Annotated in this window: 19 protein-coding genes; 10 read left to right on the top strand and 9 right to left on the bottom strand. The window is 42.4% G+C overall.

The window, feature by feature from the left end; genetic code table 11:
- Positions 1 to 93: 93 nt before the first annotated feature.
- On the bottom strand, positions 94 to 774 hold the full coding sequence (parA, locus tag GTQ43_RS34115; RefSeq protein ID WP_265277174.1) for a ParA family partition ATPase: 681 nt from the start codon (positions 772 to 774) through the stop codon (positions 94 to 96).
- Positions 775 to 990: 216 nt separating this feature from the next.
- Here parA and GTQ43_RS34110 point away from each other — a divergent pair, with 216 nt between their 5' ends.
- From GTQ43_RS34110 to GTQ43_RS34090, 5 genes are all read left to right on the top strand, one after another.
- Positions 991 to 1,374 (top strand): hypothetical protein, encoded by a 384-nt coding sequence (locus GTQ43_RS34110; RefSeq protein WP_265277173.1) that lies wholly within the window; start codon positions 991 to 993, stop codon positions 1,372 to 1,374.
- 394 nt (positions 1,375 to 1,768) lie between these two features.
- Positions 1,769 to 3,043: a DUF4331 domain-containing protein gene (locus GTQ43_RS34105; protein WP_265277172.1), complete on the top strand. Its 1,275-nt coding sequence runs from the start codon at positions 1,769 to 1,771 to the stop codon at positions 3,041 to 3,043.
- Positions 3,044 to 3,048: 5 nt separating this feature from the next.
- Positions 3,049 to 4,461, top strand: coding sequence for a tetratricopeptide repeat protein (locus GTQ43_RS34100; RefSeq protein WP_265277171.1), 1,413 nt, complete (start codon positions 3,049 to 3,051; stop codon positions 4,459 to 4,461).
- Positions 4,458 to 5,975, top strand: coding sequence for a nickel/cobalt transporter (locus tag GTQ43_RS34095; protein ID WP_265277170.1), 1,518 nt, complete (start codon positions 4,458 to 4,460; stop codon positions 5,973 to 5,975). Before GTQ43_RS34100 ends, GTQ43_RS34095 begins: the two co-directional genes overlap by 4 nt.
- 57 nt (positions 5,976 to 6,032) lie before the next feature.
- On the top strand, positions 6,033 to 6,785 hold the full coding sequence (locus GTQ43_RS34090) for a hypothetical protein (RefSeq protein WP_265277169.1): 753 nt from the start codon (positions 6,033 to 6,035) through the stop codon (positions 6,783 to 6,785).
- A gap of 326 nt (positions 6,786 to 7,111) precedes the next feature.
- Here GTQ43_RS34090 and GTQ43_RS34085 read toward each other — a convergent pair whose 3' ends face one another.
- Positions 7,112 to 9,286 carry an ATP-binding protein gene (locus tag GTQ43_RS34085; protein ID WP_265277168.1) on the bottom strand — a complete coding sequence of 725 codons (2,175 nt, stop codon included), beginning with the start codon at positions 9,284 to 9,286 and terminating at the stop codon, positions 7,112 to 7,114.
- Positions 9,287 to 9,981: 695 nt separating this feature from the next.
- On the opposite strand from GTQ43_RS34085, the gene GTQ43_RS34080 reads away from it, so the two are divergent.
- Entirely contained in the window at positions 9,982 to 10,461 is a 480-nt protein-coding gene (locus tag GTQ43_RS34080) for a cupin domain-containing protein (protein WP_265277167.1), read from the top strand.
- Between the two features lie 144 nt (positions 10,462 to 10,605).
- Here GTQ43_RS34080 and GTQ43_RS34075 read toward each other — a convergent pair whose 3' ends face one another.
- Positions 10,606 to 10,923 (bottom strand): hypothetical protein, encoded by a 318-nt coding sequence (locus GTQ43_RS34075; protein WP_265277166.1) that lies wholly within the window; start codon positions 10,921 to 10,923, stop codon positions 10,606 to 10,608.
- A gap of 1,685 nt (positions 10,924 to 12,608) precedes the next feature.
- Entirely contained in the window at positions 12,609 to 12,875 is a 267-nt protein-coding gene (locus GTQ43_RS34070) for a hypothetical protein (RefSeq protein WP_265277165.1), read from the bottom strand.
- 410 nt (positions 12,876 to 13,285) lie between these two features.
- Between GTQ43_RS34070 and GTQ43_RS41560 the strand changes: the two genes are divergently transcribed.
- Positions 13,286 to 13,456: a hypothetical protein gene (locus tag GTQ43_RS41560; RefSeq protein WP_321162542.1), complete on the top strand. Its 171-nt coding sequence runs from the start codon at positions 13,286 to 13,288 to the stop codon at positions 13,454 to 13,456.
- Positions 13,440 to 15,083 (top strand): MobV family relaxase, encoded by a 1,644-nt coding sequence (mobV, locus tag GTQ43_RS34065; RefSeq protein WP_321162541.1) that lies wholly within the window; start codon positions 13,440 to 13,442, stop codon positions 15,081 to 15,083. The genes GTQ43_RS41560 and mobV overlap by 17 nt, the downstream gene beginning before the upstream one ends.
- 134 nt (positions 15,084 to 15,217) lie before the next feature.
- Here the strand turns inward: mobV and GTQ43_RS34060 are convergent, their stop codons facing one another.
- Positions 15,218 to 15,421 (bottom strand): hypothetical protein, encoded by a 204-nt coding sequence (locus GTQ43_RS34060; RefSeq protein WP_265277164.1) that lies wholly within the window; start codon positions 15,419 to 15,421, stop codon positions 15,218 to 15,220.
- 159 nt (positions 15,422 to 15,580) lie between these two features.
- On the opposite strand from GTQ43_RS34060, the gene GTQ43_RS34055 reads away from it, so the two are divergent.
- Positions 15,581 to 17,428, top strand: coding sequence for an NACHT domain-containing protein (locus tag GTQ43_RS34055; RefSeq protein ID WP_265277163.1), 1,848 nt, complete (start codon positions 15,581 to 15,583; stop codon positions 17,426 to 17,428).
- 928 nt (positions 17,429 to 18,356) lie between these two features.
- On the opposite strand, the gene GTQ43_RS34050 is transcribed toward GTQ43_RS34055, so the two are convergent.
- Positions 18,357 to 20,117, bottom strand: a complete 1,761-nt coding sequence (locus tag GTQ43_RS34050; protein ID WP_265277162.1) for an ammonium transporter — start codon at positions 20,115 to 20,117, stop codon at positions 18,357 to 18,359.
- 882 nt (positions 20,118 to 20,999) lie between these two features.
- Here GTQ43_RS34050 and GTQ43_RS34045 point away from each other — a divergent pair.
- Positions 21,000 to 21,122, top strand: coding sequence for a hypothetical protein (locus tag GTQ43_RS34045; protein WP_265277161.1), 123 nt, complete (start codon positions 21,000 to 21,002; stop codon positions 21,120 to 21,122).
- 564 nt (positions 21,123 to 21,686) lie between these two features.
- Here GTQ43_RS34045 and GTQ43_RS34035 read toward each other — a convergent pair.
- The 3 genes from GTQ43_RS34035 to GTQ43_RS34025 all read right to left on the bottom strand — a co-directional run bounded on the left by GTQ43_RS34035 (position 21,687) and on the right by GTQ43_RS34025 (position 25,779).
- Positions 21,687 to 23,417 carry an ATP-binding protein gene (locus tag GTQ43_RS34035; RefSeq protein WP_265277160.1) on the bottom strand — a complete coding sequence of 577 codons (1,731 nt, stop codon included), beginning with the start codon at positions 23,415 to 23,417 and terminating at the stop codon, positions 21,687 to 21,689.
- A 147-nt stretch (positions 23,418 to 23,564) separates the two neighbouring features.
- Complete coding sequence (locus tag GTQ43_RS34030; RefSeq protein ID WP_265277159.1) at positions 23,565 to 24,005, bottom strand: hypothetical protein; 441 nt, start codon at positions 24,003 to 24,005, stop codon at positions 23,565 to 23,567.
- A gap of 118 nt (positions 24,006 to 24,123) precedes the next feature.
- The gene (locus tag GTQ43_RS34025) at positions 24,124 to 25,779 is read right to left on the bottom strand and encodes an IS1182 family transposase (protein ID WP_265277158.1); all 1,656 of its coding nucleotides are present in this window, start codon (positions 25,777 to 25,779) and stop codon (positions 24,124 to 24,126) included.
- Positions 25,780 to 25,897: the final 118 nt, after the last annotated feature.

Genomic DNA, 25,897 nt, shown 5'->3' with positions numbered 1-25,897 from the left:
AAGAGAAATTAGGTTTGACGATTAACTTTACTATAGTGCTACCACCTGAGTTTAATCTAAACTATATAAACGATAAAAACTATATAAATAGTTTTAACTATTACTTTTTTGACGCTTAACGCCCAGTATTCCTAGAACCTCGTTGGTCAGGCTCTCTATTTCCGAAATGGCGGCTGAAGCCTTGTTGCCAAAATTATGGACTGTCTGACCGAACACGGCAGACTGGCGGTAAACTTGCCGATGCTGTATTTGCGTCTTAGCCAACAAAATCCCAAATTCTGGTAAGACTTCCAAACTTTCCTGCGCCAAGGTAGTTTTTGGCTGACACTGGTTCAAGACAAGCCGGGACTGCAAGGCATCATTAAAATCACTGACATTCTGGATAACCTGTCGAATACCAACCGCAGCCCACATATCCAATGGCGAAGGGATGATAGGCACTAGAGCTAGGTCTGCAATCAGCAACGCGCTTTGCGGGACAGGGGAATCAGCTGCTGGGGGGCAGTCGATAATGATGTAGTCGTAATCATCAATAAATTTTTTGACTTCGCGGTGGACTTTGTTACTGGCAGCACTCAGCCCTACTACGCCAGCAGGAAAGGGGGTTTCGTCAAGAGCGGAGGCAGCCCAACGTGTAGCTGTCCCTTGCGGATCTGCATCAACCACAAGGACTTTGTTGCTGCGCCGCGCAATCGCACCAGCAAGCTGCATACTAACAGTTGTCTTTCCTGAGCCACCCTTCTGGTTGACAACAGCAATGATTTTGGCTGTCATAATATTAACTGTTTAAATAGTTAAAACCGTTTATACCGTTTTAACTATTTATAGTTTTTATATGGGTAAAATGGTTGTTGCTATTGTTGCATAAAAAATGTCAGGAAAAATAGAATAAACTATATATATAGTTTTAATAATTTATATTGTTATAATAGTTTATCTACTTTTAGAGAAGTTTTTTCTCTTGCTAGAAAAACTATGACAAAAAAGAGCATGAAATCAGCTTTAACAAGTTCATTAAGGGCAGAAGACGAAGCTGTACGAAACCGTTTTCAGCAGGCGGAAAGCTTGTTAGAGGAGAAAACACAGCAGGCTTCTAGTCAGCCCAGAAACTTGCAGCAACCGCAGAAAGAAGATGCACTGCAACCAGAAAAGAAGGAGAAAGTGATTCGTGATAGTTTCACGCTACCGTCTGGAGATTATGAATTAATCGCAACAATTAGACAAAGATGCTTAAAGTCAGCAGTCAATGCCACAAAAAGCGAGGTCATTCGGGCTGGACTGCATATACTCCAGTCTTTATCTGACGAAGAATTGATACGAGCTATTGAGAGTTTAGAAAAGGTGAAAACAGGTAGACCAGCAGGAAATATATAAAATGTATATAGTATATAAACTATATATATAGTTAACGAGTAATCAAAAAGTAAGAATTGAATTTTCATTCCTTAGCTGAAAATCAATATAGACAAGGGTTTTAATAGACTCGACGTTTCTCCTTCTTGCGAAGCACTGCCTCTACTAAATAGCGGCGGGTCGAACAACATACCTGGAATCCAGAAAAATGTATTATAACCGTAATCTAAACATTACGAAATCTGGAAATTATAAAAGTGAGCAAGAAATGAGCAAGTTTTAGTCTGGAAAGTGAGTAGTAAGAGCAAATAAGCTGTGAAGCGCTTCGGTAATATCCGCAGTCTTTTTTGAAATCCAAATAAACTTGCTATTTCCACACCAACAGTAGGGGCTAAACACCTCAAGAAGGGCAACTATGAGAATAAATGCTCGGAGTATCACCTCTTTTATAGCAACTGAAGGCAGGTTACTCATAGAGAAAGCAGTCCAAAATATGGTATTTCTTTCCATCAAGCGATCGCTATATTGGACTAAAGCTACTCGTTTTTTTCGTCCCATAGTGGCATTTGTCGCTATTTTGCTCGTAGTCCTAATCTATGCAACCCCTAAAGCTTTGGCTTCAGACCACCAAGACACAACTTTTTTAGCCACTAAGCTGACTGCTGCGGATCTCACAGATTTGTTTGTGTTTGAGAGTCCCACAGACCCCAAAAATGTTGTCTTAGTGATGGATTTCGACCCTCTGATCGTTTCTGGTGAAAAAAGACCATTCGATCCAAATGTTCTTTATCAATTCAAGATTGATAACACTGGCGACAGTATTGAAGATGTCGTACTCCAATTCAATATAAATGGTCAAGGCTCACAGCAAACTGTCACAGTCCGCGGCCCATGTCGTCCAACCACAGTAGGAACAGAGTCAGCTTTGCTTCCAGTCAGTTGGACAGGGCAACTCAACCAAACATTCGCCGCATATAACGGCATGAAGTTCTTTGTTGGGACACGCAAAGACCCGTTCTTTTTCGATTTGGAACAGTTCTTTAAAATCATCCCGGATCGGAACTATAGCCTTCAGCCTAATCCCAGTCCTCCCTTCCAAGTTCTTTCCTTTAGACCACCTGGACAAGCAAAAGACACTCTGGCCCCATTCAATGTCCACTCAATTATTGTCGAGCTACCCAGGAAACTGCTTGGTAAAGGCAAGATTGGTGCTTGGATGACAACTAGTGTTAAAACTCCTAGACTCAGAAACGGGAATTTTGCTCAGATTGAGCGGTTAGCAGTTCCAGCCCTGAATGAACTTTTTATGGACTTTAAGGCTCATAATAATAGTAATCTTCAGACACCAACTAAAGACGCTAGCAATCAATCCCAATTCATTCAAGCCTTTGTCAAAGCGATCGGTAGACCTCAAGGTATAGCCGATGCAGTGATCTCAGTGGCGATTCCTGATGTGATCCAAGCCGACCTTTCTAAACCTAGCGGTAGTTATTTTGGGACTCAGTTAGGCAAAAATTTTGGTGGTAGAAGACCAAAAGATGACGTAATTGATGTGACTGCATCTGTTGTCTTTGGTAATGCAGTTACAGGCATTTCTACAGGCCAAATTCCGGGGCTGACTAGCGATAATGTTGCGCCTAATAATGCTAACTTTCTTTCTGAGTTCCCTTATTTAGGTAATCCTTTGTAAGGTTTATGCATCTAAAAATACTATGGGTGTTAGTGCTGACTAGCCTACTGGTTTTACTAAGACCCTGTGATACACAAGCGCTAAGTTTAGGCTACACCAATGGTAAGTTAGGCACATATTCCTCTGCTGTGCAACTGCTGACTGTAAATTCCAGGCAGATATTACCAGGAAAGCAGTCAGATTTAGTCTTCCCCGATTATTTACAGCGATCGCATATTATCAGCGTCTATGAGGAGAAAGTTGCCCAATCTCCCGATTCCTCAATATTTCTACGTTTGTTAGCCGATCAATATTTGAGGCGTTTTCGAGAAATTGGAGATATAGACGATGTGTTACGAGCAGAACAAGCGGCACGTAGATCCCTGACACTACAGCCGCGCCATAATGACGTTTCTTCCATGCTCCTAGCATCAGCTTTACTATCTCAACATCAGTTTCGGTCAGCTTTAGATGTATTAAATAATTCATCTGTTGATAATCCCAATATTGTCTCGCTTAGGGCATCCATTCAGATGGAGTTGGGTGACTATGAAACAACTCATCAACTCTTGCAAAACCTTGCACAGGAGGAATCTAACTCTGGTCATAACGCAGTTGCCGCCCGTTACTTAGAGTTAACTGGTAATCTAGCCTCGGCACGGCAACTGCTAGATGAAGCTATGCAGGAGATGGACTCTTTCTACACGACGAGCGCCGAAACCCGTGCTTGGTTTCATGTGCGGGTTGGGGATCTGGCTTTTGCAGCCGGAGATTTTGCCCTGTCTGAGCAGCGATATCGGGAAGCTTTTGACCTCTTCCCACGCCATATAGCTGCGTTTACAGGACTGGCGCGCCTCTATGCGGCACAGCATCGATGGCAGGATGTTCTAAATATCGCAAACCAGGGTATAGAACTGATGCCGTTGGTAGAAACGCTGGGGTATAAGGCTGATGCTCAACTAGCTCTTCTCGACCAAAAAGGCGCAGCTGAAACTGAAGATTTAATCGGGGTAGTAGCTTACCTGAGCAAGGTTAAAGGAATCTACGATCGCGCTTTGGCAGTCTACTACACCGAACATGGAATTCATTTAATAGAGGCGCTAGAGATTGCCCGTAGTGAAGTAGCAGTGCGAGACGATGTATATGCAGAGGATACTTTGGCTTGGGCAGCTGCGGCTAATGGGGAATGGCAAGAAGCGCAAAAGGCAGCACAACGGGCAACTCGCTTCGGAACAGAGGATGCTTTGCTGCAATTTCATGCTGGCATGATTGCGTTTCACTTAGGTAAGCGTCAGGAAGCAATAAAGCGACTAACTCAAGCTGTTAGCCTCAATCCTCAATTTCATCACAAGTATGCTGATGAAGCTCGTCAAGTCTTGGCTAACTTAGTACCCTCTGTCTCTTTTCCCACTCCTAAAACTATAGGGAGTTCTTTATGAAAAAGCTGCTACATTACTTGGCTTGGAATACTGCAATCATCGCAATATGTTTATTTTGGATGCCGGAGGCGGATGCCCATCCTTTAGGCAATTTTACCATCAATCACTACGCAGGAGTGCAGGTAGCAACCGATGGTGTGGGGATTGATTATGTTCTAGACATGGCAGAGATTCCGGCTTTTCAGGAAATTAATCACTTAGATACTAATCGCGATCGCAAAGCTGAACCTGTAGAGACGGTTCGATACCCCAACCAAAAATGCCAGGAAGTCAATTCACATTTGGAACTGTTGATCGATAAACAGCCTTTAGCACTGTCTTTGATCAAATCAACAGTCGAATTTCCTCCAGGTGTCGGAGGATTATCTACACTGCGGCTGAGTTGTAATTTTCAGGGGTCAACGGAGTTAGTAGGCGCGAATCAGTTAATCGAGTTTGAAGATCAGTTTTATCCACAGCGTTTGGGCTGGCGTGAGATTACTGTGGCTGCGAATGGCGTTCCCATTCAAGGTGATTTCACCTCTTTGAGTATTACCAACCGCTTGAGAGATTACCCTGCTGAGTTACTTAGCAGTCCTCTCGACCAGCGTCGAATCTCCTTTAAACTCAATCCGTCTCTGACATCGAGTGAACAAGCACCTCCACCGTCTGTTAAATCATCCAGCCGCTTAGATAATGCTTTGACAGGAAGAAGCAACGATGTATTTACTAGCCTAATTACCCAGGAAAATCATAATTTCCTGACTATTGTAATAGCTCTAGCGATCGCCTTTTTATGGGGTGGTTTACACGCCCTCTCCCCTGGTCATGGAAAAACGATAGTCGGTGCTTATTTGGTGGGTTCCCGCAGTAATGCCCAACATGCTTTATTCCTGGGGCTAATTATGACGATTACCCATACTGCTGGGATATTTGCGCTAGGGCTGGTCACTCTTGGCACATCCCAGTTTATCTTGACAGAGCAATTGTATCCTTGGTTAAGCGTACTCTCTGGCGTACTGGTAACTGTAATTGGTCTGAATTTGTTTATCAGTCGATTGCAAGGGACTCAAGTCTCTCATTCACACGACCATGTACATAGTCATCAACACAGCCAGGACTTGCATCATCACCATCACCAGACGCTCGATGACTCGCTACCGCTTCGCTATCACCACAACCATGAGCATTCACATTTACCGCCTCACGGCGCTTCCATGAAGTGGTCTAGTCTACTAGCGTTGGGAATTTCCGGCGGCTTGTTACCTTGTCCTTCAGCCTTAGTAGTGTTGCTAAGTGCGATCGCAATGGGGCGAGTTGGCTTTGGATTAGCGCTAGTATCTGCCTTTAGCTTAGGTCTAGCAGCAGTACTAACTGGAATTGGCTTAATACTGGTTTATGCCAAAGATCGATTTGAACATTTGTCATTCCAAATACCCAGGATAAAAATGTTACCTGTGGCAAGCGCCTTATGTATCACCATAATTGGCTTAGGCATTACTTCACAGGCTTTACTCGCTCATCCGTGGAACTAAATGAAAGTGTTCAGACAAACATCACTCAGTTTTGTAAAAATAACCTTGAACAACTATATGTCAGAAGCAATTAAAGAATCCATCGTCTCAGAAAACAATCTATCTCATCACTCTACCAAGCTTTCACAAACAGCCAATCTTAAGAGTTTGAGTAAGTGTTCATTTAATTTTTGGCAAGAATCGCTAAGACGTTCAATCCCTATTGCTTCTGCTGCGATGCCTGCTTTGGGCGTAGCCATCGCTCTATCTGTAAGTGTTATCCTCCCATCTCAAGCATCCACCATTTCATATTCAGGTAACACAACAAACGCACCAACTTTTAACCGCCCAGAAACGGAAGGCTTTGAAGGTGGTACTAACCCACCCACGTCACTTTCTAGTAATGGTACTGCCGTCCCTTATTACAGTCAGCCTTTCTCTGTTAATACTACAGGCTCATATAATGTTGTAGGTTCTCAAGATTTCCAGGGCATCCAATTCTTGTACCAGAACAGCTTTAACTCAGCTACCCCATTAGTTAATTTACTCAATGGGAATGATCCTTTTCCAGATGAAGGCACATCTGGTTTTAGTGGCTTGAGCTTAACTGCTAATAATCAATACTTTTTAGTTACTACTGGATTTGACAATAGCAATAACAGTTTTGGTACTTTTACCAATACCATCACAGGGCCTGGCAATATTACACTCGGTAGCAGTGCGGTAAATGTCCCAGAACCTTCTTCAATCGCCAGCACAATAGCCTTTGGTATTTTTGGTAGCAGCTTCATACTAAAGCGCAAACTGAGAAAGCTAAAATCTGTCAACTAAGTTCTTAATGAATCACTCTAGATTTATCACTTAACGGGCGATCGCCTGTTAAGGACTTAATATAAACTTCCAAAACTGACAATAGTCAAAGATAGTCACTGGACATTTAATTCATTGCTAATTGTATGTGATAAGTTTGTCAGTCAATGTTATTTTGAGGAAAATATGAAACGATTTGTCTTCATCTCTTTAATAACTGCTTTGTGCATAATAGGCTATTTTGAATTTAGCTTGTCACAGGCTGAAACACTTTTTTGGCTCAATCTAAGTCTGTGATATTATCCCTAATAAAATCATTTCGCACTAAGATTCGTAATTTTAGCTGATTAGCTAATTTCTCTTTGCCATAAAATATCTGCAACTCTCGTCATCCCAGCTTTAAGATGGCGGCGATAGGTACTGAAAGGCAAATCTAGTAACTCAGCTGCTTGTTCTTGGGTGAGGGCAGGATTTAAATAAGTTCGATAAACAGCGCGGTAGAGTTTTTCATCACGCGGTGATGATTGTAAATATTCAACCGCTTGTTTCACCAGATTTTGTAAAGCATTAACGCGTTCGCCTAATGTGTCCAAAGGATTCTCGTTCACACTTGATTTTGTGGCAACTTGTTCCTTAACTAAGCCAGAAAGCATTTCATGGACGCTTCGCGATCGCATTAAGGGATTATTCTGTAATACATCGGGACAACTAAAGTTACGTAACGCATTCTGTACCGCCTCCACAAATTCTGGCTGACTAAGAACTAACAGAGGTTCACCGACTGGAGTATTATCTACAGATTCTCCGGCAGTTGTAACCTCTTTTCGTGCCAAAATTTCCTTCCATGCGGCAGGTGATACAATTCGCCAGTCATGCCCATAAACACCATAGTGTCTTCCCTCAACTGTAAAATCGGTTTCAGAAAGTCGTGTTAAGTCGAAGTAGTTCAACATTGCTGTCCAACTATCTGCTTGGGCACAAGGTAGGAAGGTGTATGCTAACCCCGGTGTTTTCTGAAAATACTGCACAAAATTAATGAAAATTAGACTTTGGGTGGGGGAAACAGCTTGATAGGTGTCCCGCGCCATCCAGAAGCGGAAAATAGTTGCGCCTTCGCTAGGGCGTAATGGTGCATGGGTTTGGAGATATTGCCAAGATGCAAGAGCGCCCGGATCTGCACTCAAATCTTCAACAGTTGCTGTGTGCAATGCCACCATCATTGCAAATCCCGCAGGTTCGGAGTGCAAGTCACGAAATACTACTACATTCTGCGGTTGGCGCTTCAACCAGCGATCTGCTATTTTTGCTGATTCTTCGCCTTCGTATTCTGCCACCATCCCCAGCAGTGCAGTTTTGTCAGTTTCCCGTAGTGAGTCTGTCAATAAACTACTTTGCTCACCCCAGGTAAAACAGGATCGAATCGCTGAGTTATCCCGATGCAAAAAAATATAATCAAGTAGCACTCGATGCTTTTCTTGTCCCTGAGTTTGCCCTAGTCGTTTGGTATAATATTGACGCGCTCGGTGGTGTAATTCATTGTAAAATTCCGAATTACGCCAACGCAAGTCAGCAATTAAAACTTCGCGTGCTAAATCGTGGGGAAATAAACCCAATTGCCCTGATTCGATAAACGACAGTCCGCGCAACCACTCAAATAAATCGTGAACATCAAGTATTTCCCCTAAAGAGTGAGCCTCACCAGCCAAAGTATTTTGAGGCACAGCCAATATTTGATTTAGTGCGGCTTCGGTAGTCAGCCGGATCACCGCACAAGCTTCTAAAGCCATACGGTGTAGGGGCGTTGGTACTTCTTTTATGAATCTTGACAACAGTGTTTTAACAACATTGGGAGCAGATTCTGCTTGAAAAGAGATTTCTTTTCCCTGAGCAAACACCTCAGCAACCAAAGATAATGCTAGAGGATGTCCGTGGGTAAATTCTAGAATCGCCTGGTGTTGTGTAGTGGGAATATCTCGTGTGATGAGATAAGTTTGACTTTCTTCTGGGGTAAGGTTGCGTAGGGGCAAGGTGTGCATCAAAGCTTGCCAACCTGGATCGCTACACCAACTAGATGAGGGGGGATTGCGTCCAGCAATCACAATTAAGGTATTAACAGACAAATGGGGTAAGAATCCTTCCCGCAACCATTCATCTAGCTGGGTAATAGCTTCATAGGTATCAATTAAAATTACATTACGTTCTTGTCTTTGGGCTAGCACATGTAAAGGAGAATCTGATTCATTCAATCCCATCAACGAACGCAACGTGCTAACAAAAGATTCGGGCGCAGCTTCTATATTACGTCCTTCTACGTAGATAGTTGAGATTTTTGACCGTTCACAAAACCGCAAAAACTGCTGCATGAGGGTTGTCTTGCCCACACCGCCAGGGCCAAAGACGTGCAAAATGTGAAAGGGTAATTCTCTTGATGCGATCGCATCAAGAAATAGCTCCAGTTCCCGCTCACGTCCCACGAATTTGCGATTTCGTTCTGCACTTAGTCGCTGTAATAGAGATGTCATTGGCATCCCTTCCTCAAATTTTACGTAGGATTACTGTTTTAAAGTATGAAGGATGTTTTTGATTTCTAAAATCTACTTTGACAAAATTTATAAATTTTACATCCAAGCTTAAAGGCGCAATACTAGCGAACCAGTACTAAGTTACCTTGTTAGGTAGCATTGGTTTGACTCCCCAATTGCGACTGGTACAACCGAGTAAAAGTATTGCAAGGTCGCACCTAAAAGAAACGTTTGTGCAACAATACTTTACACTTTTACACTTTTACACTTCAGGCATTTCTTACCTTTTTCTTTCTTCTAGACTAGGCAGAATAAGGTTCGGATAAGCCCACAGACTAAAGAATTACACAAATTTAGTCATTCGTGGAATACAGGAATAAAAGTCCTTCTACAAGGGGTTTAGCCAAACTTTGAGCCAATATTATCTAACAGTAACTAAAGTACGAAATCGACGCTCGTTCTAGACCGAATAAGACTTTGGTAGATTTTTCGCCCTCTTGCAGAGTGGGCATTCAACCTGAAAGCTAGTCAGGCTATGGATTAGGGAAGCTTTTAGTTGAAGTCACACAGATGTGACAAACAAGCAGACAGGATACAATCAATTAGCTAGCAGTCACAATACCTTTGCCAAAATAAGAGCCGACAAAAATTTGGAATTGGTATTAGCCCTCATCATTCCGTCTTAAGAGGTTCTGATGTCAGAAGGAGAAAAATTGATCGCCATCAACGCAAGGAATGCACCAACAAGAACTAAGCCCTCAAACTATCCTGAACCATTTGCATCGCGTATGGTGGGCAGGGAGAAACACCCACTAGGTGACTTGTTTGGGATTACGAACTTTGGTGTAAACCTAACACGCCTAGCTCCAATGGCAATTTCAGCCCTTCGTCACGCTCACACCTTGCAAGACGAGTTCGTGTACATCTTGGAGGGGCATCCAACGCTACGTACCGATGAAGGTTGTACACAACTCTGCCCAGGTATGTGTGCCGGCTTCAAGGCTGGCACTGGTAACGGGCACCATCTGATTAACGAAACCTCAGAAGATGTTCTTTACCTCGAAATCGGGGACAGAACACCGCATGACGTTGGCAGCTATCCCGATGACGATCTGATGGCCAATTTAGAGAATGGCTTGTGGAAATTTGTCCACAAAGACGGCACACCATACTAATTTTGTCAGAGCCAGTAGGGTGATATCGGCTCTATGCCGGCCATCTCGGCTCCATGTGTAATCGGCAATTAAGATTGCTTCCACAAGAGCAAATGTCTCATTGCAGAGGTAGAAATTTGCTCATGAACGCAAGAGACACATCTATTAACTTGCGCCAGCTTCAGCCGCCGCTACATCTGGTTTAGGCTCTTTCGCTTTCTTTTCAAAGATTTGAACCCCAGCGTCAATGATCTCAAACCCGTTTTCTGTTCGCACGCCAAGCTTGCCCGATACAGCCCCAGCCCAGTCTGCAAATTCCGAGGCGCTAGTTTCAGCCTTGCGCCAACTTTTGGCATTAACTTGAGCAGTGAAGACTATGCCATTCTGATCAGTTAACTCGATTGCAACTTTCTTATTCTCAAGAGGTGTAGCTGTTGGTAGTGAGCCGCTAAATTTTATTGTCACTTCGCTTTTGACTTCCATACCTTACCCCTGGCTCATCATCAATTTCATTTTTCCCGCTCCTGATTTTATCTTGGATTAGGTTGACCACAAGATGCGCGATCGCTTGGCTATCGTAGTTGATCACTTTCAAAGTGAACGTTGAGCATTCGGCTTGAAACAGAATCAAGACTCAACATTAAATCTACAAAAATTTACCCCGTTTTTGACCCCTTATTAAGAATTATTCCGAAAAGGCGAAAACGCCTATACCGTAATGCCTTCAGCCTTTGTAAATAAATCTTGTTAAAGATTACAATTGTGCTTTGATTTTGCTGTTTTGTGCATGACAGCGAAAATCGCCCAAATTCTCGATTTTCACCAATTCTTACCAATTCTTACCAATTAAACTCAATATATCCCAATTCTACAGAACGCAAATTCAAATTCATCCCTGATTTTTTTACCTCTTCAACATCTTCCAGTCACCAAATTCTCATTAGCTCAATAATTCCCAATAATTCCCAAAAGTCACCCGATTTATCCCCATATTTGCCAACGAGTTTTAAACACGCTTTAGAACGCATAAACTTTGTAATCCATCTTTTTTTGACGCACAGTACGCCATATTTGGCGGAAAGTTTTTGAGGGTCAAAACCGAAAAAGAAAAAAATAGCCCTCAAAATTTAATACCAATAAACTACATAAGCACGACAAAAGCCGCCTCAGAGTTCACCCCTCTGAAACTGCGGCTATTGTTCAAATATTCTTCGTTCAATCTGCGCCAAAAATCGCAGACAATTCTTGCGACGAAGCCTGACCTTGAACTATTGAAGCGGGTCTGATTGAATCAGCCGCTTCCCCTGGAAGCTCAGGCGACTCTAAAGCATTACTCTTTTGGGGCATTGACAGTTACAACTGGTGCAGTCAACGCTGGCTGTGACAAGACAATCTAAACATCACTTATTACATAGGCTTTATGTAGTTTACCAGTATTGAAATAGTAGTTTTAAATACTTTGCCCAAGTGGTAGCTGTTGGGTAGCTCAACTGGTGACACACAGCTACCAGTTGAGTAGTAAAAAAGCGAGTTGTTGAAAATTTGATGATTCCCCAACTGGTAGCTATACAGTAGCCCTACTGCTACCAGTTGAGCATAAGAAATGTAGAGAGAAATTCTGGCGTAATGCTTACTGACTATGACTTACAGCAAATTTTGATCGCCTGTTGAATTCTCAATAACTTCAAAATTATTGAGAACGTATAATACACTGGTGTTGCACTTGTACTTCAATAATTCTTTCATTAACTTAAGCCAGCCCACTTAACATCCGATTTTTTTTCTTCATACCTGAATAGAAATTGTTCCTTTTACAATCTCCACGCTTGTCAATAGAGATGAAACTTGTTTTAAGTAGTGAAATTGTCTGATTAATCACAGTTACAAATAGCAGACATTTTGCACCTAAAACCCCTATTTATATACAAAATGTCTGCTATTCTGCACAGCTTATACACGCCTTTAACTGTTATAGCTGTCAGGAAACTTTGACTATTCAGTACAAAATGTCTGCTATTTAGAACATGGCTTTGACCAAAAAATTGGTGTCTAATACATACACCAACTAGCTTTTAGCCATTTTTATCAAACTGGCTTATTCTCAATAACTTTAAAATTATTGAGAATTCATAATACAGATTTGTTGCAAACGTGCTTCAAAGAATCGCTCAATCGAGTAATTGCTTGAGCAAGTGAATCTGTAATTCCAACTGTGAGATAGAGTAAATCACAGCAGTCTTTAGAGTGTCGCTGTCAGCACCCTGACGCTTCATGACAAATGGCCCCCAGCACATTCTCAAAGTACTCAAAACAATTTTAGTCAAACCTCTGCCCGACATTTTACGCTCTCGCTCTCGTAAAAATTGCAGCAACTGGCCATCGCTACTGTCGTGACTGCGCTTAATCGAAAGCACTTCTAAATCAGGTTGCTCCATGTCCTGTATTCCTACCGAATTAGAGGGGATTATGAGTAAGCCATCGTGTTGATTAATACCAATTTTCCATGACTGTCAAAATATGCCGTAAACTACCCCTAAGTACCCCTTTAGTGTACCAAACGACAGTCGTTTGACAGTCATTGTCCAAAAACCCGATGACTGTCAAACGACTGTCGTTATACCCCCTAAAGGTGCTTTTGGGCGTATTTTCGCACCAGGCAGTAAGGGCGATTTCTCCCCCAAAAGTGGATTTCAGGGTTTTGTATAAGTGATACCATACTCACTATGGTTTCATGCCCTGCGGGTGGCTGCGCCATCTCTCGCTGCGCTCATGACATGAAACCGTCGTTCGCCCTGCGGGGTTTTTTCGTACTACAAAAGTACTGCATTTGTAGCATAAATTTTTTATGTCGCCACTAACAATTCTCAGGATTGAGAAACTAAAAACATTCGGCAACGTTGCCGGAAGTGATGACCATGTTACCAGGAATAGAGAAACACCCAATGCAGATCCAACGCTCATAGAATGTCCGGTTGATTGGGGGAGAAGACTCACGCGCCTTGGAGGAGATAGTTAAAGAAAAAATCTCCACGCTCAAGCATCGCCCTCGGCATGATGCAGTGTTATGCACCGAAATGTTTCTCTCGGCATCGCCTGAATATTTCCGCCCAAAAGATCCATCCCTTTCGGGGCAGTGGTCTGATTCACTGATGCAGCAGTGGGCGATCGCATCTCATGACTGGCTGGCTCAAAACTATGGGTCAAAGTGCGTCAGGGCAGAACTTCACCTGGATGAAAGTACCCCACACATTCACGCCTACATCGTGCCAGTGAATGAAAAAACCGGGAGAGTCAGTCATGACGCGATGTTTGGCGGCAGAGGTGGACAGGGAAGAATCAAGTTATCCAAACTCCAAGACAGTTATGCTGCTGCACTGGCTCCTTTGGGCATTGAACGGGGGGTTAAGGGCAGTAAGGCAACCCATACAAAGGTCAAAGAATATTACCAAGCGGTTAACAGTGAACCATTCACTGCCGTCTGGTCGAATAAAAAACTTGAACCCGAACCTTTTGAATCAGCTAGTAGTTATGTAGACAGGATTCAGTCTGATGACCAGTTCCAAGCGATTAACCACCAACTGGCTGACCGCAAGTTCCTGATAGAGCGATTGGAGAGGGCAGAGCAACGGGCTAGGGCCAGCGAGAAGGAACGACAACGTTTAGAAAAAGAAGTGCGATCGCTGGAATTGAAAACTCAACAACTGCGCGACTTGGCTTTAGAGGATGTCGCTTGGGAGTTGGGGCTAAATTACGAGCGTGAGCGGTGGCGGGGTCACGGACACATCATTAATATAGATGCGGAAAAATTCTATGACTTTGCTCCCGAACACTCCAAAGGCTCTGGCGGTGCGATTGATTTGGTGATGCACGTTAACAACTGCAATTTTCGGCAGGCGGTTGTCTGGTTAGATGAGCGATTCGGGTCAGCTGGCGTAGAACGTGCAGCGATCGCTCACGTTAAGAACAGGGCGGCTGACATTATCCAGACTGAACCCCGTCCCCAATTCACCCCACCCGTTGAAGACAGAAACAACTGGCCTGCCGTTGAACGTTACCTCAATCAATTTCGGGGCATCCGCTCTGATTGTGTACAAATGCTTCATAACCAGGGGCTAGTTTACGCTGATGACAAACAAAACGCTGTTTTTGTCATGCGGAATCTTGATGGTCAACGTAACGGTGCATTCTTACGAGGAACTAGGGGAGAGAACAACACTTTTAAGGGATACGAGAAAGGAACCAAACTCCGTGATAGCTGGTTTTACTTCCACTTGGGGGGCAAGGCTACCGATAAAACCTCAAGAGCGATTTTATGCAAGTCTCCCATCGATGCTATCTCAAGAGCCATGCTTGAGTATCTTATCAGGGGCGATGTCCCACCCGAACGAACAGTCTATATGGCTATTGATGACATCAAGAGCTTACCGCTTGAGCGATTGCAGAAAGTTCCTAATATACTGGTGGCGTTTGGTAACGATAAAAGCTCTGATGCGGCAGCACAGCGTGTATTAGAACTAATGCCACAGTCCCAAATCAAAAAATCTAAAGCCAGTGATTGGAATCAGCAGCTACTCGATTATGGGCAGCAGTTAAGGCAACAGCAGCAACAGCAACGCCAGCAGGATGATGAATTGAGTCTTTAAAAATCAGCTCAGATAACCTTGGGTTTTAGCAAGGTTATCTATCACCGCTCTATGTGCTTTTATACTCTCCTGCTACAATTATTTTTTATCGCTTTGATTGCTTCCTTTTTAGAAGGTTATGTTGTCCCAAGCAATTAAGCATCTTTACTATCTTCATCGTCATCGTCATCGTTGAGAAAAGCAAAGATTGCAGTAGCTCCAGTAATTGTTATTGTGTTACTGGTGTTGCTAAGTTCTTTTTGCGTGTCAGTAGGGTTAGGCAAGGTGGCGAGGTAGAGGCTAGTACCTGCGGCAGTGGTGGTGATGACAGTAGCAAGAGTTAACAGTCTTTTTTTCATAGTTGGATATCAGATTAACTTGCCTCTAGTCTGTCAAAGCCTGACTTTGTAAGGTGTACAGGCATTGTTCAACAAGTGTTCAAGATTGTTCATTGATATCCAAGTTTGTTCACATGTATAGAATATTGAGTATGCTGAAATGGTGAACTGACGAGATGTATGGGGCGATCACGAAATTTAATTCTCACAAATTGGACACAGGCGAACAATTCACTGTTCAAGCACTTCGAGGGAAATAAGTCGAAGCTGGCAAAACATGCGCGAATATCGCGCACAACAGTAACAAACTTCTTTAACAACAAACCTGTTAGTGAGAGTAAGTTCCGTAAAATTTGTTTAGCGTTGCGGTTGAATTGGGAAGACGTTAGCTCCAAGATTGAAGAGAGTACCAGCCAGCCAATAAATGATACTGATGCCCTGATTCAGCAAGTTCGAGAAGGCTTAAATAGAGAAGATGTGTTTAAAATTGGCGAGACTGTCAACCAGCAAGAAAACGCTTTCGATACTCTGATTCAGCAAGTTCGAGAACGCTGTCGCCAGAAAATTCTCAATCATCACAGCAGGATGCGATTGCTGAATGGGGATGCGATTGGAGTTGATCAGCTTTATGTGGATGTGTGGTTGCTAGATCGACCTGAACATAAACTTTACAAGACACCTAAAAATCTGTTAACAGTTTTCGATATTCAAAATGATCGTTTAGCATTGGCTAAACGTCTTGGAGATCGCAATCTAGGTTTTGATGTTGCTGATAAAAACGCAAAACTGGTGATTTTCGGTAAACCGGGAGCAGGTAAAACAACATTTCTCAAGCACTTGGCAGTGAATTGGTGCAAGGGTAAGTTTCAGCAGGACTTGATCGCCGTCTTGATTGAATTTCGTCAGATTCAGGATGGCCAATGGGGTTTAATGTATGCGATTGATCAGGAACTGGGATTAGAAAATTGGAACTTGATTCACAATATTAAGAGACAAATTAGCGAGTTAAAACAAAAAGATAGCGAATTAGAAGAGCGCTTAAGAAAAGAGCGGTTAAAAAAAGAAGAGATTCAAGCATTGGAGCAGCAATTAGAACCTCTGCCGTTGCAAGTTCTCTTGAAACAAGGCAAACTTTTGGTGCTTATGGATGGGTTTGATGAAGTGCCAACGAGTGAACTACGGGGTATGGTGCAGAGTCAATTTAGCCAAATCGTAGAAGACTATCCTAATAATCGATTCATTATGACCTGCCGCACCCAAATTATGGAATCAATTCCTATTTGTTTTACTTCGGTGGAAGTTGCAGAATTCAATGAAAAACAAGTTAATAAGTTTGTGCATAACTGGTTTATGGCAGGTGGGAAATCTGATACAGAAGCAAAACAGCAATGTGAAATATTTGATAATGTCGTTCACATAAACCCAGCAATGAGGGAGCTGACATTCACTCCAGTGCTGTTGAGTTTGATGTGTTTAATCTTACAGCATAATGGAGAAATGCCATCGCAAGTTGATTGGCTGTACGATAAAGCGATAAGTTTACTGCTGAGTAAATGGAATAAGGATAAGAATATTAAAGACTGGGAAATAGGAACTAAAAGATATCTATCATTAAATTCCGATGATAAAGAAAAACTGTTAATTGAAATTGCATCTCGTAAATTTGAAAACCCAGAAAATTTTGTGTTGTTTGAGCAAAAAGAAATTACAAAATACATTGCTGAATTTTTTGAAGCTAAAGCTAATAAAACTAAATTTCAAAAACTTGCCAATTTGACAGAGGCACTGGGAGTGTTAAAAGCTATTGAAGCCCAGCATGGTTTGCTTATTGAGCGAGCAGATGAGTTGTGGTCATTTTCCCATTTAACCTTTCAGGGGGTACAGCCGGGATACCTGCAATTTGGGACACGTTGTAAACAAATGTTGCAGAAACCGATTTTGCGATTTACTAACTTGCCCAAAAATGGTATTAAGACATTCAAATTTTTGCACACTAAAATCAACTCTTCACGCGATTCAGTCTCTTAAACTTGCCCATAAATGGCCATTTATGGTGATGTTTTCATCTTCAGTTGACATCAAAACCCCGGTAGGAAACAAGGCTAAATCAATGGTTTCGACTCTTTAACGTTACAAAACTTTACAATGTGTCCCAATTTACCCGTATCCCGGCTGTATCCCAACTGTACAGTCATTTTTGTAGTATAAAAGTAGTTTTTTAGTAGTTTATTTTGATTCAAGTGATTTGAAATTCACTTAAATCATCACTTTTTTTCAAAAAAACTTTCCAAACTTTTTGGCGTACTGTGCGTCAGAAAATGATATTAATTTTTGGCTGGAGCATAATATCACTGTGATATTTTAAAAAGTGAAAAACCGCGTGTTTTCTCTTGATTTACCGTAGGTTTGCCGTAATTCTACCTTTGTTATGCCGGACTTTTGGAAGTTTTAACCCTAATTCTCAATAGTGATAATTAGTTGAGAAAGAATGTTTCAAAATTCCATTGGTATGCCATTGAGATGCCATTGGCGTGCCAGAAATCAGCGATAATGGGAGCCAATTTTTGATTTTCCACAAATTTGCCATAATTCTGCCATTGGGGTAAATTTTTAGTTCGTATACGAAGTTTTTGACGACGAACTCTCTACCGCGCACCTCAATACGATAGTGGTCAACGCCGGAGGCAGGGGAGCGGGGAGCAGGGAGCAGGGGGAGGATTGGACGGAGCTTGTACTCCGACCAATCAAGAACGTCCTTTATGACGGGGCTTGATACCCATGTTCCGCTCCACTTCACGGCTTCGGGGCAGGGATTGTTCCCCCATAGGCATTGGATGCTTTACTTTAGCCCCTTTTCAAGAGATGTCGTCATACTACAAAATTCCGACTTTTTCTCCATAAAAAAGCCCCACCAAGTGATGGGGATAAAGACTGATGGATTTTTGGCGCAAGCTCTCTATCTATTCACTTCTCCTAATGGAGAGCTGTCAGGATTAGCTGATGAACTAATAACATATTCAGGGTAGGCTGGTATACCATGCTCGTGTAAATCCAAACCCTCCAATTCGCCTTCTTTCGACACACGCAGTGTCCCGGTCAAATTTATCAAATACATCAACCCCAGTGCCACAGCGAATGTAGACACAGTAATGATTAGGTTGCCGATAACTTGTGCGCTCAACACTTGTATCCCTCCACCATAAAACAGACCTCTTAACGGTGCAGAAACATCAGGTGAGATGGGCCCAGTCGCGCCGAATTCACCAGTGGCAAACAAGCCCAGCGACCACGTTCCCCAAATCCCGCAAAAACCATGTACAGGAACTGCACCGATGGGGTCGTCAATCCGAAGCCATTCCAAAAGGTCTATGCCTAGAATGACAACTACGCCAGCTACCGCCCCAATGATGATAGAACCTGTTGGATTCACCCAATAGCAAGGGCAAGTAATCGCAACCAAACCCGCCAAGAAACCGTTGACTGTGAAACTCAAATCCCACTTTTTTGTTTTCGGATATCCATAAAACAGTGCCGACAGACCGCCCGCACATGCTGCCAAGGTAGTATTAGCAGCAACCCGTCCAGTCCCCACAAAGTCCATCGCCGAAAGTGTCGAGCCGGGGTTGAAACCGTACCAGCCGAACCACAGAATCAGACCGCCGGATGCAGCAATTACAAGGTCATGGGGTAACATCGGCCCGCCACCGTCGCGCTTGAACCGACGACCCAAACGCGGCCCGAGGACGATCGCACCCGCCAGGGCAATGAATCCCCCAATGGTGTGAACAACTGTAGAACCTGCAAAGTCATGGAAGCCAATTCCCAAGAAAGGCAGGAAAGTGTCTTTGCTGCCCATCGTTGCCAGAAAACCGTCTGGCCCCCAAGCCCAATGTCCGATAATTGGGTAGATGAATCCAGAAACGCCAATGCTGTAGAGAAGATCGCCAATAAACCCTGTCCGCCCAATCATTGCCCCAGAGGTAATGGTCGAGCAGGTGTCTGCAAAGGCAAACTGAAACAGCCAAAATGCCAGGAACGCCACACCTGAACTTTCATAAGTCGCGGGCGCACCTTGCAAGAAGAACCAATTCAGTCCAATCAAGCCGTTACCATGACTGAACATGAAGGCAAAGCCCCAGGCATAGAACAATAAACCGCAAAGACAGGTGTCAACGATGCATTCCATCAAGACATTGACGGTTTCACGAGAGCGACAGAAACCTGCTTCCAGCATCGTAAAACCTACCTGCATTGCGAATACTAGGAAGGCCGCTAGCAGCGTCCAGAGGGTATTAATCGGGTTAACGATGTCATTGCCTTTGAGTACTGGATCGGCTGCCAGAGCTGGTGTTTCCACCAAATTGGGGATGAAGGCAAATACCATGAACAGCATCATGATAGCCATTGCCTTGCCCAGCAGTAGTAAGTAACCGTAGCGCCTCCACTCTTTTTCACGCAAACGCTGTCCCAATCGTGCCAACTTGTTAACTTGCTGACTTTGCCCAACATTTTGAGGCATTTTCTTGATTGTGGGGAATTGCTGATGCTTTTTGAGGAAAAAGCCTTTCAAGACTTGGGTAGATCCCGCCTTCACGAAAAAGACAATAAAGCTTGTTACCAAATAGCCAAATAGATTGAGGCAATTTCGACCGTTTTTTCCCAAAGAACTACAAGCTTTAAACAAGATAGTTTTTAGTCTGCTTCTCTTGTTACCCACTAAGTAAAACCTCCATCAAGGTAAGTATTTTTAAACAACTAAAACCTCAATTGTCATTCAAGGTGTTGAGGAATAATCTGAAGTATTTATGTCAAATAAACTTGAGCGTGATTGTCTCAAAACTGATAGCCTATCACGTTACGATAGTTGCGGCACCATCAACAACAAAAAAGGAGTTTTTCTGTAAGTCTTTAACCACATTTTTTTAATATCAAAAACCCTGATATTGTGAGAAATCTGAATGTGACTTTACAGGAATCAAGTAATAAATTTGACTAATTGTTTATTTATTTCTGAGAAAAAACTGTATTAAATAATACAGTTTATGCTCAGGATGTCGCATGAAGTTACTCCTGCCACATCAGATATAACCACTGTATTCTTTACAGCATCAGTATTTACCGCTATTAAGATAGAAACATTCAGAATGTTATTAATTTTATATACAACAAGTCAATAATTTGTTACTTTTCGTGTTTCACAGCCTCATGAATCTCGTCACACTTTCGTCATGATTTTGTCATCTCTTCGTCAATCTGATATGCAATTATTAGTCACCAGATGTTTATTCATTTTTATTAGGTGGGATTACCTGCCTTTCACTTATCTTTAAGTTCTCCTCATCACCTCACCACGTATTCCAGAGGCTTTATTAGTTTCTCTGACTCATTGAGCAGTCCTGTAACTTTGTAGAATGGTTTTTTTGATCGCGCGGTTGTAGTTTGTTGTAGAGTTCATAGTCTTTTTTAAGAAAAAAATTGAATCTAAGTCAAAATTGAATGCTTTTAAAAATCAATTAGGCGAGTATTTACCTAAATAGATAAAAGGGTATCTTCACGCTTGAGATACCCAGGTGCTTAAGAAAAATAATGTAATCAAGTTATGAATTTACCACACAATATCTGTATAGGACTTGGCGCTGGTGTGTCAGGGATGTGTATTGGCATGGCGATTTTTGGTCGAGTCAGACTTCAGACTCAACTGCTTGAAAAACCTATAAACTGAATGGCTCCTACAGTCAAAATGTCATAACTCTCCCTAATCAAAATTCAGGAAGCGTCGAGCATTCAGCAAGGTATATTTTTCAGTATGTTTGATATCGCGGTGTCCCAGAAAGTCCTGAATTTCTCTAGTGTTATACCCCTGATTCACCTATTACGAATATTTATCAATTGATAAATACCTCCATCTTGGCGCAATGCCAAATAGAGTTTAGTTTGCACTTTGTGTTAGCTGACGCTATATCTGCCCCAACCGCCACGGGTGTACCCCAAGGCGGTTAAGTTTAACTTAATAATTTAGGGGGAAGTTTTATTTTCCCTCTAGATAAACATACTTTTATACACCGAAGCTATTAAAATTTTTTAGTATTACTAAATAGTATTGACCTAAAGATAAGCTAATTGCAATCTTTAACAATTAAATGATTTATTTTATTTATTATTCTATGAAATTTTACAATTATCTATGTCATTTTGAAATCTCCTTTAGTTTTTATTAGTAAATAAGATGCGTTCACCCTGGAAATGGTTATCGTTGGCTTACACTCCAAAACCTTTCAATTCTTTCTTAAGTAGGCATCACCGTGCCATTAGAAATTTGACGTTGTTGAATGAGGGGAATGCAAATGATAAACTCAGCACCAACTCCTGGTTGCGAAATGCATTCTAAATAACCGCCATGTCTTTCTGTGATAATTTGGTAACTAATAGCCAGCCCCATCCCCGTACCTCGTCCAACGGGCTTGGTCGTAAAAAAGGGATTAAATATTTGCTTTAAAGCATCTTCTAGTATTCCCAGTCCGTTGTCGGCAATGCGAATTGTGACTTGATTTGGCGCTAGTAATTGGGTACGAATATAAATTCGGGGATTATCCGTTTTATTGTGTTTTTTTGTTGCCCACCGACTTGTAACCAATGAATCTTCTAAAGCATCGATAGCATTCACTAAAATATTCAGAAATACTTGGTTTAACTGCCCAGTATAACATTCAATCAAGGGAAGGTTGCCGTATTCTTTGATCAACTCAATTTTCGGGCGCTTGTCAGTAGCCTTGAGGCGGCTTTGGATGATCATTATCGTACTATCAATTCCCTGATGAATATCAACCTTTTTCATTTCCGCTTCATCTAAGCGTGAGAAAGTCCGCAGGGAAAGCACAATCTCTCGAATCCGCTCTGTTCCCATGATCATCGATTGGAATAATTTGGGTAAGTCTGACCTTAAGAAATCTAGTTCAATTAAATCTGCAAACTCATCAATTGCCTTGACTGATTGGGGATAATGTTTTTGGTAGATATCTAACAGTGAAAATAAATTTTGGGTGTATTCATCAGCCGGGTTCAGGTTGCCGTAAATAAAGCTAAGTGGGTTGTTGATTTCGTGTGCCACACCTGCAACTAGTTGACCCAAACTGGACATTTTTTCGCTTTGAATTAACTGAGTTTGGGTGTTTTGTAGTTTGTATAATGCTGTTTCTAGTTCTTGTGCTTGCTGTCGGAGGTCTGCTTCTGCTTGTTTGCGTTCTGTGATATCTCGGAAATACCAAATTCTGCCATAACAATCTCCAGCCGGCGAGCGCACTGCCGCAGAATAACGATCTAATGTCCGTCCATCCTTCAGCACAATTTCATCACGGCTGTTTTTCTCTGGATGCTGGTACAGATATTCGACTTGAGCAAGAAATTCTGCTGGATTTTCTAGTAGGTCTAGCACACATTCTAGGAGTTGCCAGTCTGAACCAGTCTGGATTATTGCCGCAGGAATTTGCCATAAATAGGAGAAATGTTGATTGTATGATGCAATTTGACGATTTTCATCAATAATCAGAATGCCATCAATTGAAGCTTCTTGTTGAGCTTGCAGCACAGCATTACTACGGCGCAGGGCAGCTTCTATCTGCTTTTGCTGTGTGAAATCACGAATAGTCCCAACTAAGAAATGATTACCTAGCTCATCCTCAAACAAACATTTTTTGTAATGGATCAAGTGTGTTACACCATAAGAATCTGTAAAAAATTCCTCATTTTCATCAGTTATGCCTGTAGTGAAAACCAGTTCATCTTTTTCCCAAAACACATCAGCTTCCGCTTTGGGAAAGAGATCATAGTCAGACTTGCCAATTAATTCTTCTTGGCTATGCCCGATGAAATTACAGAAGGCATCGTTAACTAGTATCCACTGATGTTGGTGGTTTTTGACAAAAATTGGGTCAGATATACCGTTGATCATCCGCAGCAGAAAAGCCAGCGAGAAGTTTTGCTTGTCAAAGGAGTCATTGAGAGATTTGCAATCATTCATACGCTCAGTCGGATCTAAAATCAAGCTAAAACTTAAACGTCTAGCTATGCGTGTATCAGCCTTAGTGATATTTATTATTCCCAGATGACGCCTACCATAAAGGTATTGAGCCGAGATACGGATACCGTTGGCGAATTCCCCAAACAGCTAAACTGAACCGATTAGTTCAGAAATGAAACGATTGAGAACCTTCTGAACATTTTTATACCCAGTAGCTTGCTTACCTAATTTCAGTTCAGACATAATGCGATCGCGTAAAATTTCAAGTTCTCTTATAGTTGGTAAACCAACAGACTGTCTTTCGCGCTCCGTATCAGATGTTAGAGAAAACTCGCTCTGCCGTGTAATACTCGGTTGGGGTTCGTTTTGCCCCTGATCAGGAGCTAAAAATTCTGAGTCTTCCCGTGTAATACTTGGTAGAGTGTTATGTCTAACAATGTGTTCTAAATAGTCAGCCCTAGTTAAACCCAAACATTCAGAGGCTATCCCTAAGCTTTTCCAGGTGTCATCAGTCAGTCGCAAAGAACGTACTTCACGATAATCATGATTCTTGAGCGCAAACTTTCCCTGAATATCCCGTTTTAACATCAATTTCACCGTGTATTACATCGTAAGTTTAACTTAGAATAGCCAGCCTCACCATGTAATACACGGGAAATGCTCAAATTCTATTAATATTTAAGCAACAAGCAATCACGGATATTTTCTAGCACACAGTAGAGTCTGCCAGTCTCGCAAAGTGTGAGGAGCGAGTTTTCGCCCGTGGGATTTCCTCCAACCAAGCGAAAACTCGACCTAGATTGATAGCGGCAGCAGTCAGGATATGTTGTAAGTGAGTTTTAGCTAGACCAATATAACGGCAATCGCGCAATTCAAAAGCTCGGATGCCCTGAGAAATAGTTCCTTCAATCCCTGAGCGCAGTGCATACTGTTTTTGAAATTCCTCGGTTTTTTGTCGCTCTCTGCCTTTTTGAAGGGCTTCGTAATCGGTTTGTGCCTGTATAGTTAACGCTCGTGGGTCGGATTTTGCACGGGTACACTGAGAGCGGACAGGACAACTCTTGCAGTCTTTTGTACGGAAGTTAACGTGAATTACTGGATGTCCATAAACGTCTTTAGTATTTTTCCACCGACTACTGCGCTTACCTTGGGGACAATAGACTACTTTTCGTTTCCAGTTGACTCGAAAGTGAGATACATCAAATCCCAGTCCCGCTTTTGCCTGCCATGCACCGTTAACGGCAACTGGGCCGAACAGGTCGATGTTATGGTCGCGCTCGGAACTAGAAAGCAATTGAGAGGAGGTATATCCCTGATCAACTAAATGTTGTCGGGGTAAAAGGTTTTTTTGGGCTAAGGATTGGTGAATTGAAGGAACAACGGTTTGGTCTTGAGTTGTAGCAGGTGTCGTCTCTACATGAGTGATAATGTGTGGTGAATCTTCATCACAACTTTCCGTTAGATGCACTTTGTACCCTGTCCAGTTAGTAGTGCGTTTGGTGCTGTTACGGGCATCTAAATCATAGGGAGAGCGAATTCGCACAGCAGAAGGTGGCCCATCTTTGTCACTGCGTAACTGAATTTTGTCTGTTGGCGCATAGTATTGCTGTAACCAAACCTGACGCAAGACTTCTACGGCTAAGAGTTGTCGCAGCTCAGTGGGGGAAGTTTGGGAATAGATGTTATCGAGTAAATGAAAACCATCCGCACCTATGATCTCAGCTAATGCTTCCCTGTCGGTAAGTGTTTTTGGCAGTCGAGAATCTTCAAGACGTTTACTATAGCGGTCATACCACTCGGCAGGAGCTAGTGACTTCAGCCAAATGGGTGCGACTTCGGCCACAGCATTCAAGGCATACCGCAGCGTTTCCCCCAAATGTTCCAGTCTACTTAAATCCCTGACTACAGCTAGTATATGAGTAGAGTCAGTGCGCTGTTTTCCTCTTGCTGACAGTAATTTGAGTTCCTGAAATTTCGACAGCATCAAGTCTAGTATTTGCCGCTCGACTCCACCTGTGATTAATCGATCGCGGAATTCGCTTAAAACAGTAAAGTCAAAACCTGGATCTGTTAGCTCTAAGGACAAAGCGTATTTCCAATCAATCCGCCCTTGCACTGCTACGGAAGCTTGTCTATCAGAGAGATTCTCTAAATACTGCATCACCAGGATCATCCCCAACCTCCAAGGTGCTTGCGCTGGCTGACCCCGTGGTGGATACAGTGATGCGAAATCTTCATCCTGATAAAACACTCCAAGTTCATCACGCAGTCGCATATATAAATTACCTTTTGGAAATGCGGCCTTGGCTACACGTACCGTTTCATCGGGAATAGGAGGAATTTCTTCTGGATGTAAGCACATATACTGCCTCCACAAGTATTTCTTCTAGTTTATTGATAATTGAGGCAGCCAACTTAATTTTTTTCTTCCCGTGTAATACACGGTAAATCCGCCGTTTTTTTGTTAAGCAATATTTCGC

Origin of the sequence: Nostoc sp. KVJ3 (assembly GCF_026127265.1) — a bacterium.
Lineage (GTDB): Bacteria > Cyanobacteriota > Cyanobacteriia > Cyanobacteriales > Nostocaceae > Nostoc.
This window is presented reverse-complemented; position numbering and strand designations above follow the sequence as displayed.